Below are 15,650 nucleotides of genomic sequence, written 5' to 3' on the forward strand. Positions count from 1 at the left end.
CGGAGAGTAGCGCAGGGCGTCCCGGCGTAGGGTCGGGCCATGGACGCCCTGCACGAGCAGACCGCCCTGGAGCTCCGCGACCGGCTGCGCGCCGGTGAGCTGACCCCGGGCGAGGTGACCGACCACTTCCTGGCCCGGATCGCGGCACGCAACGACGAGCTGGGCGCGTTCGCCCGCGTCACCCCCGAGAGGGCTCGGGAGCGCGCGACGCAGCTGGGTGCGCCGTCGGGGCCCCTGTGGGGGATGCCGACCGCCGACAAGGACCTGTGGAACCGGGCGGGAGTGCCGACCGGCTTCGGCACGCGCGCCATGGAGGGGTTCGTGCCCGACGAGTCCGACGACGTCGTCCTGGACCTCGACGCCGCCGGGATCGTCAGCCTGGGCAAGACCGCGACGCCCGAGCTGGGGTTCCCCGCCTACACCGAGCCGCTGGCGGGGCCCGTGGCACGCAACCCGTGGGACCTCACGCGCGGCGCCGGCGGCTCCAGCGGCGGGGCGGCGGTCGCGGTGGCCGCGGGCCTGCTGCCCTTCGCCCCGGGGTCCGACGGCGGGGGGTCCGTCCGGATCCCGGCCGCCGCCTGCGGCGTCGTCGGGCTCAAACCCTCGCGCGGCCTGCTGCCCGCGGGGTCCGGGATCGAGGCCCTCGGCGGCCTCGTGGTCAACGGACCGATCGCCCGGACGACGGCGGACACGGCGCTGCTGCTCGAGGGGATGCTGCGCCGGACCCCGGACGGCCACGTCGACCACCGGTTCACGCTGCGCACCCCCGCCGCGCACGCCGGGTCGTACCTCGCGGCCGCGCTGCGCGGCGAGGTCCCCGGGCGGGACGACGACGGCGACCGGTTCCGGGTGGGGGTCACCACCTGGAACGCCTGGGACGACTACTACGACGTCACCGTGGCGCCGGAGGCACGGGCGGCCCTCGACGCGGGCGTCCGGGCGCTGGCGGGTCTCGGGCACGGCGTCGAGGAGCACACCTGGGACCCGGTCCCGGAGTACGGCGACGCCTTCCGCAGCCTGTGGATGGGGGGTGCGTCGGCGGTACCGATCGACGACGACGCGGTGCTGGACCAGCTCGAGCCGCTGACGGCGTGGCTGATCCGTCGCGGCCGGCAGGTGCCGGCCCGCGAGCTCGCCGAGGCCCTGGCGACGCTGACCCGGTTCGAGCGGACCCTCATCGCCGGCATGGGCGACCTGGACGCCGTCGTCACTCCCGCCCTGGCGATGACGCCGCGGCCGATCGGCTGGTTCGACGCCGCCGACCCGGACCACAACTTCGCCCAGCAGTGCCAGTACACGCCGTTCACGTCGTGGCTCAACGTGGCCGGGCTGCCCGCGATCACCGTGCCGACGCACTGGACGGCGGACGGGCTGCCCATGGGGGTGCAGATCATCGGCCGTCCCGGCGGCGAGGTCACGCTGCTGGCGCTCGCCGCGCAGCTCGAGGACGTGCTGCGCTGGCCGGAGAGGCACCCGCCCGTCTGGTGAGGCCGGTCAGTCGGGGACGCAGGCGAACGCCTCGTCACCGCCGGGGCCGGCCGTGGCCAGCAGGCCGTCCAGCCCGGACCCCTCGGGCACGGGGCGCGGGTCGTCCACGACCACCCACAGCCCGTCGACGACGGCGTAGTCGGCCCGCGGCCCGTCGGCGACCAGCGCGGCCACGGCGGCCACGAGCCGCTCGACCTCCTCCCCGGCCGTGCCGGCGCCGACGGACGCGCGGACGGCACCGGCGCGGTAGCCCAGCCGGGTGAGCAGGGGATGCGCGCAGAAGCGTCCGTCCCGCACGCCGATGCCGTGCTCGGCGGACAGGTAGGCGGCGACGTGACCTGGCTCCCAGCCGGACACCGTGAACGTCACGACGCCGACCGTGTCCGGGGCGTCGGGCCACAGCCGGACGACCTCGACGCCGTCGATCGCCTCCAGCCCGTCGACCAGCCGGGCCCGCAGCGCGTCCTCGTGCTCGCGCAGGGCCACGGTGTCGACGGCGGCGAGCGTCTCGCAGGCGGCGGCGAGCGCCACCGCACCGAGCACGTTCGGCGAGCCGGCCTCGTGGCGGGCCGGGCCGTCGTGCCAGTCGGTCCCGTCCACGCGCACGCTGCGCACCGCGCCGCCGCCGGCGAGGTAGGGCGTGCCGGCGTCCAGCCAGTCGCGGCGGCCGACCAGGGCGCCGGTGCCGAACGGCGCGTAGGCCTTGTGGCCGGAGAAGGCGAGGTAGTCGACGCCGGTCGCGGCCAGGGAGAACCGCCGGTGCGGCACGAGCTGGGCGCCGTCCAGCACCACGCGGGCACCGGCGTCGTGCGCGGCGGCGACGACGTCGGCGACCGGCAACGTCTCGCCGGTGACGTTGGAGGCCCCGGTGACGGCCAGCAGGGCGTAACCGCGCCCTGCGGCCGTCCCGGCGGCGAGCTCGGCACGGACCGCCTCGAGCGTGGCCGCCACCGTGCCGCGACCGGTGAGGACCGTCGCGTCGGTCGCGCGCTGCCACGGCAGGAGGTTCGCGTGGTGCTCGACGTCGAGGACGAGCACGCGGCCCGGCGTGCCGTCCGCGGCGGCCGGGACGCACCCGGCCAGCAGGTTGAGCGCGTCGGTGGTGTGGCGCACCAGCAGGGTGAGGTCGTCCGGGCGGGCACCGACGAACTCGCCGATGGTGGCGCGGGCGGACTCGTACAGCGTGGTGGAGACCTGGGAGAGGTAGCCGGCGCCCCGGTGCACGGAGGCGTAGAGCGGCAGGGTGCGGGTGACGCGGTCCCCCACGGCCTGCAGCGCGGGCGCCGAGGCGGCGACGTCGAGGTTGGCGTACGGCACGCGCCGTCCGTCGAACAGCGGGGCGGGGGTGTCGTGCCCGAGGACGGGCAGCACCGGCGCGCGGTCGCCCACCGGCTCGGCGCCCGGACAGGTGGGGGTCTCGGCGATCGCGGTCATGGCGTCCTCCTCGGTGTCCCGGGGAGACGTCTCCCCGCGCTTGCCCGACGCCGGTCGGCGCCGTGCCTGGTCGTCACCCGGGGCACCCCGCCGCGAGGGGAGGGTTGCCGGCCAGCGAGCCGGGGCTTGGCGCTGGCGCTCTTGACCTGCTGCCAGCATCACGCGACGCCCCGAGCGTGTCAACCAGTGGGCAGAACGTCCCATCATGCGAGCAACTCCTGCTCGCGTGTACGCAGACCTCGCGCACCACGCCGGTCTCAGGAATTCCTCGAACCACACGCTCCGGGCGAGGTCGGGGGCTAGTTTGCACCTCAGCGTCCCGCAGCGGACGCCGCGCCCCCCGGGGCCGCTCAGCCCCGCCTGGAGGACCGATGAAGGCACCTGCCACGCGATCCATCAGCGCCCCGGTCATGGGAGCGGTCGCCCTCGTGACCGCCGTGGTCACGGCGTCCTGCGCGAGCGACGAGCCGGCGGCCGTCGCGTTCCCCGGCGTCGAACCGTTCGGCGCCACCCTCCCCGGCGTCCCTGCCGACGGCGCGCTCAGCTTCGGCTCCGTCCCCGTCTGCACCCCCACCGGAGAGCCGCTGGACATCGCGGCCGTCGAGCCGGAGGGGGACGTCGTCGTGACCAGCTTCGCAGCCCGGCCACTCGACGGCGCGATGCTCGGCGCCGAGGACGTCCCCCTCGACCATGCCGGCTTCGACACCGCGCGGCGGACGGTCACCGCGTCCTGCGCGGAGGGCGAGGCCGACGAACTGGGCCTCGAGCTGTCCCGCCCGGCAGCCTCCGGCACGGTCGGCGCCGAGAGCTTCCAGGTCACGACCCGGTCGGGCGGGACGACGCTCCCGTTCGCCGTCACCCTCTGCGACCCTGCCGACACGGATACTCCGGGGTGCGATCCGGACGCAGAGTGACCACTGGGCGAGACGATACGTCCGCACACCGGGATCTGCGGCGTACGATCGCGGGGACCATCCCGAGCGGCCGAGTGACGTGGCACGTTGACGCCGCAGCAACCCCGCGGGACCGGGCCGCCGTCCACCACGACGGCGCACGGGACCGGGCGCGGGTGCTACCGCCACGGCCGATGGGAGGAGTGCCGTGACCGCACCGATCGAACCCCGACCCGCGCAGGGCTACGCCGGCGACCTGACCCCGCAGCAGGCGTGGGACCTGCTCGCCGCCGAACCCGGTGCCGTCCTGGTCGACGTCCGCACCGAGGGCGAGTGGCGCACGATCGGGGTTCCCGACGTCGCCTCGCTGGACAAGGCAACCGTCTTCACGCAGTGGGTCACCGGCGACGGCCGACCCAACCCGGGATTCCTCGCCGAGCTCGAGGCCGCCGGCGTGCCCACCGACCAGCCCGTGGTGTTCCTGTGCCGCTCCGGGCAGCGCTCCATCGGCGCCGCCCGCCTGGCGACGTCGGCGGGCTACGGCCCCGCCTACAACGTGCTCGAGGGTTTCGAGGGGCCGGTGGGCCCGTTCGGCGCCCGCGACCAGGCCGGGTGGAAGGTCCGCGAGCTGCCGCACACCGCCTACGCCGAGCCGACCCGGTGACCCGCACCGAGATCCCCACCGGTCCCGGCCCGAACCCCGAGCCGTACGGCGGCGCCGGCCACGCGCCCCTGCCCCCGACCGCACGTCCCGCCACCCTCGCGGTGCGCGGTGGCCACCGCCGCTCGGACTTCTCCGAGACGTCCGAGGCCCTGTTCCTCACGCAGGGCTACACCTACGACTCCGCCGCCGACGCCGAGGCAGCGTTCGCCGGGGACCACTCCCGGTTCGTGTACTCCCGGTACGGCAACCCGACGGTGCGCACCTTCGAGGAACGCCTGCGCCTCATCGAGGGGGCCGAGGCCTGCTACGCCACCGCCACCGGAATGTCCGCGGTGTTCACCACGCTGGCCGCGCTGGTGCGCAGCGGGTCGCGGATCGTCTCGGCCCGGGCCCTGTTCGGCTCCACGAACGTCATCTACGACGAGATCCTCGCCAAGTGGGACGTGCGGGTCGACCTCGTCGACGGGCACGTGACGTCGCAGTGGGAGGAGGCCCTGGCCACCCCCGCCGACGTCGTCTTCTTCGAGACACCGTCGAACCCCATGCAGGAGCTCGTCGACGTGCGGCGCGTGTGCGAGCTCGCGCACGCCGCGGGTGCCGTCGTCGTCGTCGACAACGTGTTCGCCACCCCGGTCCTGCAGCGGCCGCTCGAGCTGGGCGCCGACATCGTCGTGTACTCGGCGACCAAGCACGTCGACGGCCAGGGCCGGGTGCTCGGCGGGGCGATCCTCGGTCCCCGGGAGTTCCTGTCCGGACCGGTCGAGACGTTCCTGCGGCACACGGGGCCGTCGCTCAGCCCGTTCAACGCCTGGGTGCTGCTCAAGGGGCTGGAGACCCTCGACGTGCGGGTGCGCGCGCAGAACGCGGCCGCGCTGCAGCTCGCCGAGTACCTCGAGACCGCCGACGGCGTCACGGGCGTGCGGTACCCCTTCCTGGCCTCGCACCCCCAGCACGAGCTCGCGAGGTCCCAGCAGACCGGGGGCGGCACGGTGGTCACGTTCGACCTCGCAGTGCCCGACGGCGCCACCCCGGAGCAGGCGAAGCAGCGGACGTTCCGGTTCCTGGACGCGCTGCGGATCGTCGACATCTCGAACAACCTCGGGGACGCCAAGTCGTTGGTCACGCACCCCGCGACGACGACGCACCGGCGGCTCGGCGCCGAGGGCCGCGCGGCCGTCGGCATCCACGAGAGCACGGTGCGGCTGTCGGTCGGGCTCGAGGACCCGCTGGACATCGTCGAGGACGTCGCCCAGGCGCTGCGGGCCTGACCCCCGTTCCGCCGAGCATGCCTTCGCGGCCCGTCCTGGCACCGGGACGGGCCGCCAGGACATGTTCGACCGTCGGGAGGGCATGGTCGCGGCGGAAACGGAGCGAGAAATGCCAGGTGGGAAGGCAGGCGGGCTCGCTAGGGTCGAGGCGTGTCCGCCTACGTCCGCCCCGCGCTGCCGCCCGCGGTCTTTCGCGACGACGCCGGGACCCCGATCCCGTACGGGCGACGGTGGCGCACCGTGGACGGTCCGCCCGAGTCCGCCTTCTCGGCGGTGACGCACCCCGAACGCTTCGCCCCGCTGCACACGGTCGCCGACGCCCTGGTCGAGCACCTGATGGCGACCTACGACGTCGAGGTCACCGCCGACGGCGCGCCGGGCCCGGATCCTCGGGTGACCGGCGAGCCGCGGCGCATCGTCCACCTGCGACCCGCGCGCGACCACGCCGCGCCGCTGACGATCATCTGGAGCGACCTGCCGGGGGTGGTCGTGCACGCCGGGCTGGAGCACGTCGAGACGTTTCCCTGCTGTGCCTGCGACGCCTGTGACGAGACTGTCGAGGACAGCGCCGACGACCTCGAACGGCTGGTGCTCGGCGTCGCCGCCGGGACCCTGCGCGAATGGGTGCGCCGGAGCTGGCCAGGCGCCCGCACCGTCCTCGTCGGTGCCGCCGACGCGACGTCAGCCGGAGAGGGACGACGCCGGATCCCGCGCACCGACATCCGCCGCCTGCGCGGCCGCCTCCGCGCACTGCCGGACGGCCGCTGGCAGCCCTGGACCCGTCGGGACGGCGACACCGCTCCGTAGACTCCCGACCGTGAGCCTCACGATCCGCGCCGCCAGCTCTGCCGACCTCCCCGTGATCGCGTTGCGCCGGTCGCTCGGGTCCGCCCCGCAGGACGAGCGGGCGACGCACGGCGTCGACGGCGAGGAACTGACCGTGCTGACGGGTCCGACGGCGGTGGCGTCGTGAGCCGGGTCCGGCTCGTCCGCTCGGACGTGCTCACCGCGGAGGTCGACTACGCCTACGCCTCCGTCGTGCCGGCCGGCACCCGGCTGGTCCACCTGGCCGGCGCCTGCCCGCTGGACGCCGACGGCCGGACCGTCGCGCCCGGGGACCCGGTGGCACAGGCGCACCAGGTCGTGGCGAACCTCCGTCAGGCGCTCGCCGACGCCGGTGCCGGCATCGAGGACGTCGTCAGCACACGGGTGCTCGTGGCCTCCACCGACCGGTCCGACCTGGTCGCGGTCTGGGACGTCGTCCGGGCGGCGTTCGGCGACCACGACGTGCCCAGCACGCTGCTGGGGGTCACGGCGCTCGGCTACCCGGACCAGCTCTGCGAGGTCGAGGCGGTCGCCGTCGCACGCGGATGACGACGGACGTCACTCCGTCTCGCCCCGGACCATCTCCTCCTCGGCGTCGTCCGGGCGGGTGCTCGCGAACGCGTCGGCCGCGCGGCGCAGGGCGACCGCGACCGAGCCCACCACGAGCCCCTCGCCGGGGTCGCTGGAGCGATCGACCACACCCTGGCGGAAGTCGCGGACCTGCTCGCGCAGCGCGTCGACGAGCTCGTCGCGGTCCTCTCCCCAGGCGTCGGCGCGGAGCACCCCGGCGAGGGAGCGCAGCACTCCGACGAGCGGTTCGCACAGGTCCTCGGGCAGGCGCACCGGTTCGGCGGTGTCCACCAGCAGCGTCACGACGACGTCGACGGACGCCGCGACCGTCTCCAGCTCCTGGGCCCGGGCGTCCTGCCCCTCGGTCCACCGCCGATACCGGCGGACCCGAGGGTGGCTCCCGGCCTTCGCGGCATCACGGCTCTCCCGCACCGAGACCCGGGTCTCCTCGAGCACCGGCTGGATCGCGACGCGCCGGCGTTCCCAGTCCTCGGCGTCCACGTCGCTGGACTCCTCCAGCGACTCCGCCAGGTCCTCGATCTGCCCGGCGAGCAGCGCGCTCAGCCCGTCCAGCGCGTTCTCGGTGGGGGTGAGCGGCAAGGGGGGCAGCAGCAGGTTCAGCCCGATGCCCACCAGGGCGCCGAGAGCCACCAGTCCCGCGAACGAACCCACGAACGACAGCGCGTCGGCGTTGCCGAGGATGAGCACGAACAGGGCGGAGTTCGCCACCCAGCTCCCCTGGTCGCCGAAGAACTTCCACCCGGCGCACAGCAGCGCGACGCCGATGACCAGCGCGATCGAGAACGGGCCGACCGGGAGGAACTCTTGGGCCAAGCGGGCGATCCCGGCACCGAGCAGGACGGCGACGGTGACGCGATAGGAGTCCTTGACGGACCGCACCAGCGTGCTCGTCGTCGCGATGATGGCACCGAGCGGCGCGTAGTAGGGGAAGTCCCCGAGCGGGTGCGGCACGTAGATCCCCACGACCCACGCCACCCCGGCCGCGAGCGCGCCGCGCGCCGCGATGGACCAGCGTGGATGGCGCAGCCATGTCCAGTACAGCGCCTGGGCGACCCCGGCGACCCGCTTCTCGACCATCGGACCCCTCTCGTCCCGAGCGATCCTCGCCACAGAACGTCAGGAGCGCATCCGCTCGCCGGAATACGCAGGTCGGGACGGTGGGTTGTCCCGGGCGATGAACGACGTCCGCCCCGCCCCCGCCCTCTCGGTCCTCGACCTCGTCCCCGTCCGCACCGGGCAGTCGAGCGCGCAGGCGCTCGAGTCCTCGATGACGCTGGTCCGCCGGGCCGACGCGCTGGGTCTGACCCGCTACTGGTTCGCCGAGCACCACAACATGCCCGCCGTCGCGGCCTCCACACCGCCGGTGATGATCGCCGCCGCGGCCGCACGCACCGAACGCATCCGCGTCGGGTCCGGCGGTGTGATGCTGCCGAACCACGCCCCGCTCGTCGTCGCCGAGCAGTTCGCCGCGCTGGAGGCGCTCGCCCCCGGCCGCATCGACCTCGGGATCGGGCGTGCCCCGGGCAGCGACCCCGTCGTGACCGCCCTGCTGCGATCCTCGGGGCCGACGTCGGACGTGGACCGGTTCCCGGAGCACCTGCGCAACATCCTGGCTCTCATGGCGCCCGACGGCGCCCGGTTGCGACTCACGGACGGCCAGACCTACGACGTCAACGCCACGCCCGCCGCGACGACGACGCCCACGCTGTGGCTGCTCGGCTCCTCGGACTACTCGGCGCGTCTGGCCGCGGAGCTCGGGCTGCCGTACGTGTTCGCGAACCACTTCTCCGGTGCCGGGATCGACCAGGTGCTCGCGCTCTACCGCGACGGCTACCGTCCCAGCGAGACCCACCCGCGGCCGCGGACCTTCCTCACCCTGAACGCCGTCGTCGCCCCGACGGCCGAGGAGGCCCACGAGCGCGCACTGCCGCAGCTCCGGGCGATGGCCCGACTGCGCACCGGTCGGCCGATGGGCACCGCCGAGACGGTCGAGGAGGCGCTGGCCGCCCCTTTGGACGGCCTCGGCGAGCAGATGGTCGAGGACATGCGGTCGCGCTGGCTCGTGGGCACGCCGGACGAGGCCCGGGCCGAGGTCGCCCGCCTGGCGGCGCGGCACGGGGTCGACGAGGTGATGATCGTCCCGGTGGCCGGCAGCTACGCCTCCGAACCGCTGGACGCGACCCCCGGCCGGGTGCAGACGCTGGAGCTGCTCGCCGGCTGACGTGCGAGGATCACCGCGACGACCGAAGGAGCAAGGACCGTGCCCGACCTGCGCCCCCTCACCCCGGCGGTCGGCGTGCTGCGCGCCGACAACCCCGGCCCGATGACGCTCGACGGGACCCGGTCGGTCGTGCTGCGCGCCCCCGGTGCGTCCTCGTGCGTCGTGGTGGACCCGGGGCCGGACGACGCCGCGCACCTCGACGCCCTCGCGGCCGCCGGGCCCGTGGACCTCGTGCTGATCACGCACCGCCACGCCGACCACACGGCCGGATCGGCCGGGCTGCGGACGCGGACGGGAGCCCCGGTGCGGGCCGCCGACCGGCGGCACTGCCACGGCGGCGAACCGCTCGCCGACGGCGAGGTCGTCGAGGCCGCCGGGCTGCGCATCGACGTGCTCGCCACCCCGGGGCACACGGCGGACTCGGTGTCCTTCACGGTCACGGCACCGGGGGAGGACCCTGTCGTGCTCACCGGCGACACCGTCCTGGGGCGCGGCACGACCGTCCTCGCCGAGCCCGACGGCTCGTTGCAGGACTACCTCGCCTCCCTCGACCTGCTGGAGCGGGTCGGGGACGGCCGGCTCGGGGTCCCCGCGCACGGGCCGGAGATCGCCGACCTCGGTGACGCCGTCCGCGCCTACCGGGCGCACCGCCTCGAGCGTCTCGACCAGGTGCGCGCGGCCCTGGCCGCGCTGGGCCCCGACGCCGGGGTGGACGACGTCGTGGCCCAGGTCTACGCGAACGTCGACCCGTCGGTGCTGCGGGCCGCCCGGCAGTCGGTGGCGGCCCAGCTCGCCTACCTGCGGCACGGGAGCTGACGGCGCACCGGGGCGCGTGGGCGCTGGCGACGGCATGATGGCGACATGACCGTCCGTCTCGGCATCGCCCACGTCCCCACGCACGCCCCGGAGACGCTGCGCACCGTGGCCACCGCGGCCGAGGACGCGGGGCTGGACGACCTGTGGGTGTGGGAGGACTGCTTCAAGCAGAGCGGCCTGGCCTCGGCGTCCGCGGCCCTGGCGTGGACCGACCGGATCCGGGTCGGGATCGGTCTCCTGCCGGTCCCGCTGCGCAGCACCGCGATCACCGCGATGGAGATCGCCACGCTGGCACGGACGTTCCCGGGCCGGTTCGTCCCCGCCGTCGGGCACGGGGTGCAGTCCTGGATGGCGCAGTCCGGGGTGCGCGTCGACTCACCCCTGACGCTGCTGCGCGAGCACGTCACGGCCCTGCGCGCGCTGCTGGACGGCGAGGAGGTCACGACGTCGGGCCGCTACGTGCACCTGGACGCCGTCCGCCTGGAGTGGCCGCCGACGACGCCGGTGTCCCTGTGGACGGGCGGGGTCGGCCCGCGCACGCTGGCGCTGACCGGCGAGCTGGCCGACGGCCTGACCCTGGCCAACGCGTTGACCCCGGACGACGTGCGCGACGCCGTCGCCACGGCCCGGGAGGGCGCGTCCGCCGTCGGGCGTGAGCTCCCGGACGTGCACGCGACCCTCGTCGTCGCGACCGGGGCGCGGGCTCGGGAACGACTGGCGGCGGAGCTGCCGAGGTGGGGAGCCGACCCGCAGCGCGGGATCGGGGCGGCCGGGGGCGCCGACGAGATCGCCGCGGGCGTGCGGGCACTGGCCGACGCCGGTGCGACGGCTGTCGCGATCCAGCCGACCGCGGACGAGCCCGACCTCGCCGAGCTGGCGGCGTTCCTCGGGCGGGAGGTCAGGCCGCGGCTCGCCGACCGAGCGGGCCGTTCGGTCGGCGCGTGGTGACGCCGACCCTGGTCAGAGGTGCTTGCCGAAGCTGCGCTGGTCGTCGTAGCCGGCGTACTTGCCGTACGACTCGATCGGCTCGTACCCGAGTGCGGTGTACAGGCCGATGGCCTCCGGCTGCGCGGTGCCGGTCTCGAGCACGAACCGCCGGAACCCGGCCTGCCGGGCGACGCGCTCCAGCTCGGCCATCAGCAGGCGGGCCAGCCCGCGCCCCCGGTGCTCGGGGAGGACGAACACGCGCTTCAGCTCACCGGTCGCCGCGGGGTGCACGGTGCCCCGGCCCCGGCCGTCGTCGGTGGCGGACACGTCGCGCACGCTCCCGCACGCGGCCGGGACCCCGTCGACGCGGACGAGGAAGGTGGCGACGACCGTCCCCGGGTCGATGACCTCGTGGGCGTCGTCGTCCCCGCCGTAGCGGCGGCCGAGCTCGGCGACCGCCTCGGCGCGCAGCGCCACGGCGTCGGCGTCCTCCCACGGGACCCGGACGACCTCGACGGCGCCGTCCCCCGGTCCGGTGGCTGCGGGGCGCTGCAGGTCGACGCTCATGGCGCCACCCTTTCTCGCCGTCGAGGCGGACGTGCCGTCGGGATCACGCGTGGACGAGCGAGGCCAGGACCGAGGTGAAGAAGCCCAGGCCGTCCGTGCCGGAGCGCGGCCCGTCCGGACCGTCGGGGCCGAACCCCGCCTCGACCGCGTGCTCCGGGTGCGGCATGAGCCCCACGACGTTCCCCGCAGCGTTCGTGATGCCCGCGATGTCGCGGCGGGAGCCGTTCGGGTTCCAGCCGACGTAGCGGAAGGCGACGCGGCCCTCCCCCTCGAGCTCGTCGAGGGTGCGCTCGTCGGCGACGAACTGGCCGTCCTGGTTCTTCAGCGGGATCGTGATGTGCTGCCCCGCCTCGTACCGGTGGGTCCACGCGGTGTCCGCGTTCTCCACGGCGAGCACCTGCTCGCGGCAGACGAAGTGCAGGTGCTCGTTCTTGATCATCGAGCCGGGCAGCAGGTGGGCCTCGGTGAGGATCTGGAAGCCGTTGCAGATGCCCAGCACCGGCATGCCGCCCTTCGCGGCGTCCACGAGCGCGTCCATGGCGGGCGCGAAGCGGCTGATCGCGCCGGCCCGCAGGTAGTCCCCGTAGGAGAACCCGCCGGGCAGGACGACGGCGTCGACCCCCTGCAGGTCGCCGTCGGCGTGGAACAGCGACACCGGCTCGCCGCCGGCGAGGCGCACGGCACGGGCCGCGTCGCGGTCGTCCAGGGTGCCGGGGAAGGTGATGACGCCGATGCGTGCCTCGTCCAGCGTCGTGTCGAGGGTGCCCGCGCTCATCACGCCGACACCTCGGCCGCCTCGGCGGAGGCGTCCGCGACCCGGACGACGTCCTCGATGACCGGGTTCGACAGCAGCGTCTCGGCTGCTTCGCGCGCGGCGGCGAGCACCTCGGGCGTGACGTCGCCCTCGACCTCGAGCTCGAACCGCTTGCCCTGGCGGGCACCGGTGAACTGGGTGAAGCCGAGCCGCGGCAGCGCCCCGACGACGGCCTTGCCCTGGGGGTCCAGGATCTCGGGCTTGGGCATGACCTCGACGACGACGCGTCCCACGGCGGGCTCCTCAGGCGCTCGGCTGGGCCGCCGCTCCGGGATCCCGGCACGCAGCACGGCGGCAGGTGACGGGCGGGAGCACGGCGGCAGGATTCCGGGCGTCAGTCTACCCGTCGAGCGGAGCCGCGGGCCCCGGCCGTCCGCGGACCCCGGACCATCGTCCGGTCGGGTGCAGACAGGGGTGGTCGTCCCCCGCTACCGTCCAGGTCATCCACAGCCAAAAGGGAGAAACCATGACCAACCCGCCGCAGGACCCGTACGCACCCCCGACCACCACCGCACCGGACGCGTCCGCGCCGGACGCACCGACGACCGTGCTGCCGGACACCGCCGACGTGCCCGCTCAGCCGTACGAGGTACCGCCGACCCACCCCGGGACGGACGGGCTGGCGATCGCCGCGCTGGTGACCGGGATCCTGCAGATGACGATCATCCCGCTCGGCCTCGGCATCGCCGCGCTGGTCCGCATCAAAAAGTCCGGCAGGTCCGGCAAGGGATTCGCGATCGCCGGCATCGTCCTCGGCGCGCTGTCCACCGTCGCGTGGGCCGCGATCATCCTGCTGTTCTCCGCCCTCTTCACGAACGACGACTTCCAGGAGGCCTTCGTGGAGGGCTTCGAGGAGGGCTACGAGGAGTCGACCGGCACGGACCTCGGGCTCGAGGACTCCGCCGGCACGGACCCAGGACTCGCCGAGGTGTCGAGCACGGAGATCACCGTCGGCGACTGCTTCGAGGACCCCCCGCTCGAGGCCGTCGACTGCACGTCCCCGCACCACTCCGAGGTGTTCGGCGTCCAGGAGCTGGCCGGCGAGGAGTTCCCCGGTGAGCAGCAGGTGATCAAGGCGACCGAGGAGTTCTGCCTGAGCGCCTTCACCAAGTACGTCGGCACCGACTACATGGACTCCAGCCTCGACTTCTTCTACTACTACCCGACCGAGGAGATGTGGACGTCCGGGGACCGAGAGGTCTTCTGCGAGGCCGTGACGATGGACGGCAGCCCGCTCGAGGGGACGGTCGCCGGCTCCGGGATCTGAGCTCCCGGCGCCTCCTCGTCGAACCGTCCGAATTCACCCTGCGCTGTGCGTCACCTGACGCAGAAGGCGCGGGGCCACCGGGAGAACGGTGGATCCGGACGATCTCCGCCGACGGCGGACGCCCTCCGGTCCGTCTCCCGCGGGCCGGTCGGACTCGACGAGGAGGCACCGACCCATGTCAGACAACAGCACGACGCCGACCGCGACGCCACGGAGGTCGCGACGCCGGTTGGCCCTGTTCAGCGCTCTCGCGCTCGCCGTCCCGCTCCTGCTCAGCCAGGCGGTCACCGCGACCGCGGACATGCACCTGGCCTCGCTGCCGGGCAGCGACTTCGAGATCGACACCGACGCCAACCTCAAGGTGGACGACGCGGGGAACCTGGACTGGGCGAACGTCGACGCCACCGTCGGCACCGACGAGCCGACCGGCCGGGACGACGACTCGTTCGCCGGCGGGTCCAAGGAGGACGACGTCTGTCCGGGCACGACGACGGGCAGCATCCCGAACAACAAGAGCGACCTGCTGAACTTCGGGGTCTACGAGGAGGAGGGCGATCCCGGATTCCTGCACCTGTTCTGGACGCGCGTCCAGGAACCGAACGGCACCACGCTCATGGACTTCGAGCTGAACCAATCCGGTGAAGACTGCGGCAACGGCGTCAACAAGGTCCGCACCGACGGCGACCTGCTGCTCGAGTACCAGATCGACCAGGGCGGCAAGCAGGCGATCGTCCTCGCGCGGCTCTGGGACGAAGCCGCGGGCGAGTGGGGTCCGGTCCAGGACCTGACCGCGGTCAACGACGCGACGGGCACGATCAACGAGACGGCGATCCCGGCCAACGAAGCGATCGTCAACGCCGGCGACCCGGGGGAGGTCCCGCTGGGGCCGCTCAGTCCACGCACCTTCGGTGAGGCCAGCATCGACCTCGGGTTCCTGTTCGACGACGAGGAGTGCCTGTCGTTCGGCAGCGCTTTCCTCAAGTCACGGTCCTCGGACTCCTTCACGTCACAGCTGAAGGACTACATCGCGCCGGTCGGGGTCAACATCTCCAACTGCGGGAAGCTCACCGTCGTGAAGCAGACCGATCCGGACGGCGTGTCCGACACGTTCGACTTCACCACCACGGGCGGGCTCACACCCGCGACGTTCACCCTGGGTGACGACGGCACCCAGGCCTACACCGACGTGTTCGAAGGCACCTACACGGTGACGGAGGCCGCGGACGCACCAGGAGAGCTCGACAGCATCGTCTGCGACAGTGGCGACTGGAGCGTGGCCGACCGGACGGTGACCGTCAATCTGGAGGCGGACGACGACATCACCTGTACGTTCTACAACAGCCTGTTCGGGTCGATCCTCGTGGAGAAGGTCGACGACAACGGTGATCCGCTCGACGGCGCGGCCTTCACCGCAACAGCCGGCGAGGACGTGACCGACCTCACCGACTACGGCAACGGCGTGTTCTGTGCCGACGTGCCGTACGGCGACTACACCGTCGAGGAGACGACGGTGCCGGACGACTACGTGGGTGAGGACCCGAAGAACGTCACCGTCAACAGCTCCGAGAGCTGTGCGGAGCGCCTGGCCGAGGAGAACCCGACGCCGGACCTGACGTTCACCAACGAGCAGCTCCATCGCATCGTGGTGCTGGTCTGCCACCAGGCGGACGACGAGCTGGTCGTCGGCACGGTGGCGCTCGGCGAGGGTGAGTCGCAGGACACGGTCGCACCGAGCGACATCACGCCGCTCACGGACGTCGACCCCGACGCGGAGGAGAAGCTGTGCAACCTGCCCGGGTTCTCCGACCTCGAACACGGGGAGGTGGGTCTGACCGTCAACATCCCAGGCCACACGGCCGAATAGTCCCCTGAGCA

General features: G+C 73.8%; 17 protein-coding genes and 1 riboswitch. Of the genes, 12 read left to right on the forward strand and 5 right to left on the reverse strand.

The features are described from left to right. Positions 1–39: 39 nt before the first annotated feature. Entirely contained in the window at positions 40–1,488 is a 1,449-nt protein-coding gene (locus HLI28_RS07435) for an amidase (RefSeq protein ID WP_171246886.1), read from the forward strand. 6 nt (positions 1,489–1,494) lie between these two features. Here the strand turns inward: HLI28_RS07435 and HLI28_RS07440 are convergent, their stop codons facing one another. Further along, entirely contained in the window at positions 1,495–2,922 is a 1,428-nt protein-coding gene (locus HLI28_RS07440) for an aminotransferase class V-fold PLP-dependent enzyme (protein WP_171246887.1), read from the reverse strand. Between the two features lie 31 nt (positions 2,923–2,953). Next, a riboswitch (SAM riboswitch) is annotated at positions 2,954–3,069 on the reverse strand. Positions 3,070–3,293: 224 nt separating this feature from the next. Here HLI28_RS07440 and HLI28_RS07445 point away from each other — a divergent pair. The 6 genes from HLI28_RS07445 (at position 3,294) to HLI28_RS07470 (ending at position 7,121) form a co-directional block, all read left to right on the forward strand. Then, positions 3,294–3,836 (forward strand): hypothetical protein, encoded by a 543-nt coding sequence (locus HLI28_RS07445; protein WP_171246888.1) that lies wholly within the window; start codon positions 3,294–3,296, stop codon positions 3,834–3,836. A 187-nt stretch (positions 3,837–4,023) separates the two neighbouring features. Beyond that, the gene (locus HLI28_RS07450) at positions 4,024–4,479 is read left to right on the forward strand and encodes a rhodanese-like domain-containing protein (RefSeq protein WP_171246889.1); all 456 of its coding nucleotides are present in this window, start codon (positions 4,024–4,026) and stop codon (positions 4,477–4,479) included. Beyond that, entirely contained in the window at positions 4,476–5,747 is a 1,272-nt protein-coding gene (locus tag HLI28_RS07455) for an O-succinylhomoserine sulfhydrylase (RefSeq protein ID WP_171246890.1), read from the forward strand. The genes HLI28_RS07450 and HLI28_RS07455 overlap by 4 nt, the downstream gene beginning before the upstream one ends. Before the next feature lie 150 nt (positions 5,748–5,897). After that, a complete protein-coding gene (locus HLI28_RS07460; protein WP_171246891.1) occupies positions 5,898–6,554 on the forward strand; it encodes a DUF6226 family protein in 657 nt (218 codons plus the stop codon). 10 nt (positions 6,555–6,564) lie between these two features. After that, the gene (locus HLI28_RS07465; protein ID WP_171246892.1) at positions 6,565–6,720 is read left to right on the forward strand and encodes a hypothetical protein; all 156 of its coding nucleotides are present in this window, start codon (positions 6,565–6,567) and stop codon (positions 6,718–6,720) included. Then, a complete protein-coding gene (locus HLI28_RS07470; RefSeq protein WP_171246893.1) occupies positions 6,717–7,121 on the forward strand; it encodes a Rid family hydrolase in 405 nt (134 codons plus the stop codon). Before HLI28_RS07465 ends, HLI28_RS07470 begins: the two co-directional genes overlap by 4 nt. 9 nt (positions 7,122–7,130) lie before the next feature. Here HLI28_RS07470 and HLI28_RS07475 read toward each other — a convergent pair whose 3' ends face one another. Beyond that, complete coding sequence (locus HLI28_RS07475) at positions 7,131–8,240, reverse strand: FUSC family protein (RefSeq protein WP_171246894.1); 1,110 nt, start codon at positions 8,238–8,240, stop codon at positions 7,131–7,133. 97 nt (positions 8,241–8,337) lie between these two features. On the opposite strand from HLI28_RS07475, the gene HLI28_RS07480 reads away from it, so the two are divergent. Genes HLI28_RS07480 through HLI28_RS07490 form a run of 3 tightly spaced genes read left to right on the forward strand, consistent with a single transcriptional unit; the run spans position 8,338 to position 11,148 of the window. Continuing rightward, positions 8,338–9,384 carry an LLM class flavin-dependent oxidoreductase gene (locus HLI28_RS07480; RefSeq protein WP_171246895.1) on the forward strand — a complete coding sequence of 349 codons (1,047 nt, stop codon included), beginning with the start codon at positions 8,338–8,340 and terminating at the stop codon, positions 9,382–9,384. Positions 9,385–9,423: 39 nt separating this feature from the next. Continuing rightward, entirely contained in the window at positions 9,424–10,200 is a 777-nt protein-coding gene (locus HLI28_RS07485; RefSeq protein ID WP_343035717.1) for an MBL fold metallo-hydrolase, read from the forward strand. A 45-nt stretch (positions 10,201–10,245) separates the two neighbouring features. Then, the gene (locus HLI28_RS07490; protein WP_171246896.1) at positions 10,246–11,148 is read left to right on the forward strand and encodes an LLM class flavin-dependent oxidoreductase; all 903 of its coding nucleotides are present in this window, start codon (positions 10,246–10,248) and stop codon (positions 11,146–11,148) included. Between the two features lie 12 nt (positions 11,149–11,160). Here HLI28_RS07490 and HLI28_RS07495 read toward each other — a convergent pair whose 3' ends face one another. Genes HLI28_RS07495 through purS form a run of 3 tightly spaced genes read right to left on the reverse strand, consistent with a single transcriptional unit; the run spans position 11,161 to position 12,741 of the window. Beyond that, the gene (locus HLI28_RS07495) at positions 11,161–11,694 is read right to left on the reverse strand and encodes a GNAT family N-acetyltransferase (RefSeq protein ID WP_171246897.1); all 534 of its coding nucleotides are present in this window, start codon (positions 11,692–11,694) and stop codon (positions 11,161–11,163) included. 43 nt (positions 11,695–11,737) lie between these two features. Continuing rightward, positions 11,738–12,469 (reverse strand): phosphoribosylformylglycinamidine synthase subunit PurQ, encoded by a 732-nt coding sequence (gene purQ, locus HLI28_RS07500; protein WP_171246898.1) that lies wholly within the window; start codon positions 12,467–12,469, stop codon positions 11,738–11,740. Continuing rightward, positions 12,469–12,741, reverse strand: a complete 273-nt coding sequence (gene purS / locus HLI28_RS07505; RefSeq protein ID WP_171246899.1) for a phosphoribosylformylglycinamidine synthase subunit PurS — start codon at positions 12,739–12,741, stop codon at positions 12,469–12,471. Before purS ends, purQ begins: the two co-directional genes overlap by 1 nt. Before the next feature lie 233 nt (positions 12,742–12,974). Here purS and HLI28_RS07510 point away from each other — a divergent pair, with 233 nt between their 5' ends. Continuing rightward, a complete protein-coding gene (locus HLI28_RS07510; RefSeq protein ID WP_171246900.1) occupies positions 12,975–13,775 on the forward strand; it encodes a DUF4190 domain-containing protein in 801 nt (266 codons plus the stop codon). Positions 13,776–13,950: 175 nt separating this feature from the next. Then, positions 13,951–15,639 (forward strand): MSCRAMM family protein, encoded by a 1,689-nt coding sequence (locus tag HLI28_RS07515; RefSeq protein WP_171246901.1) that lies wholly within the window; start codon positions 13,951–13,953, stop codon positions 15,637–15,639. Positions 15,640–15,650: the final 11 nt, after the last annotated feature.

Source organism: Isoptericola sediminis, assembly GCF_013085345.1.
GTDB lineage: Bacteria > Actinomycetota > Actinomycetes > Actinomycetales > Cellulomonadaceae > Isoptericola > Isoptericola sediminis.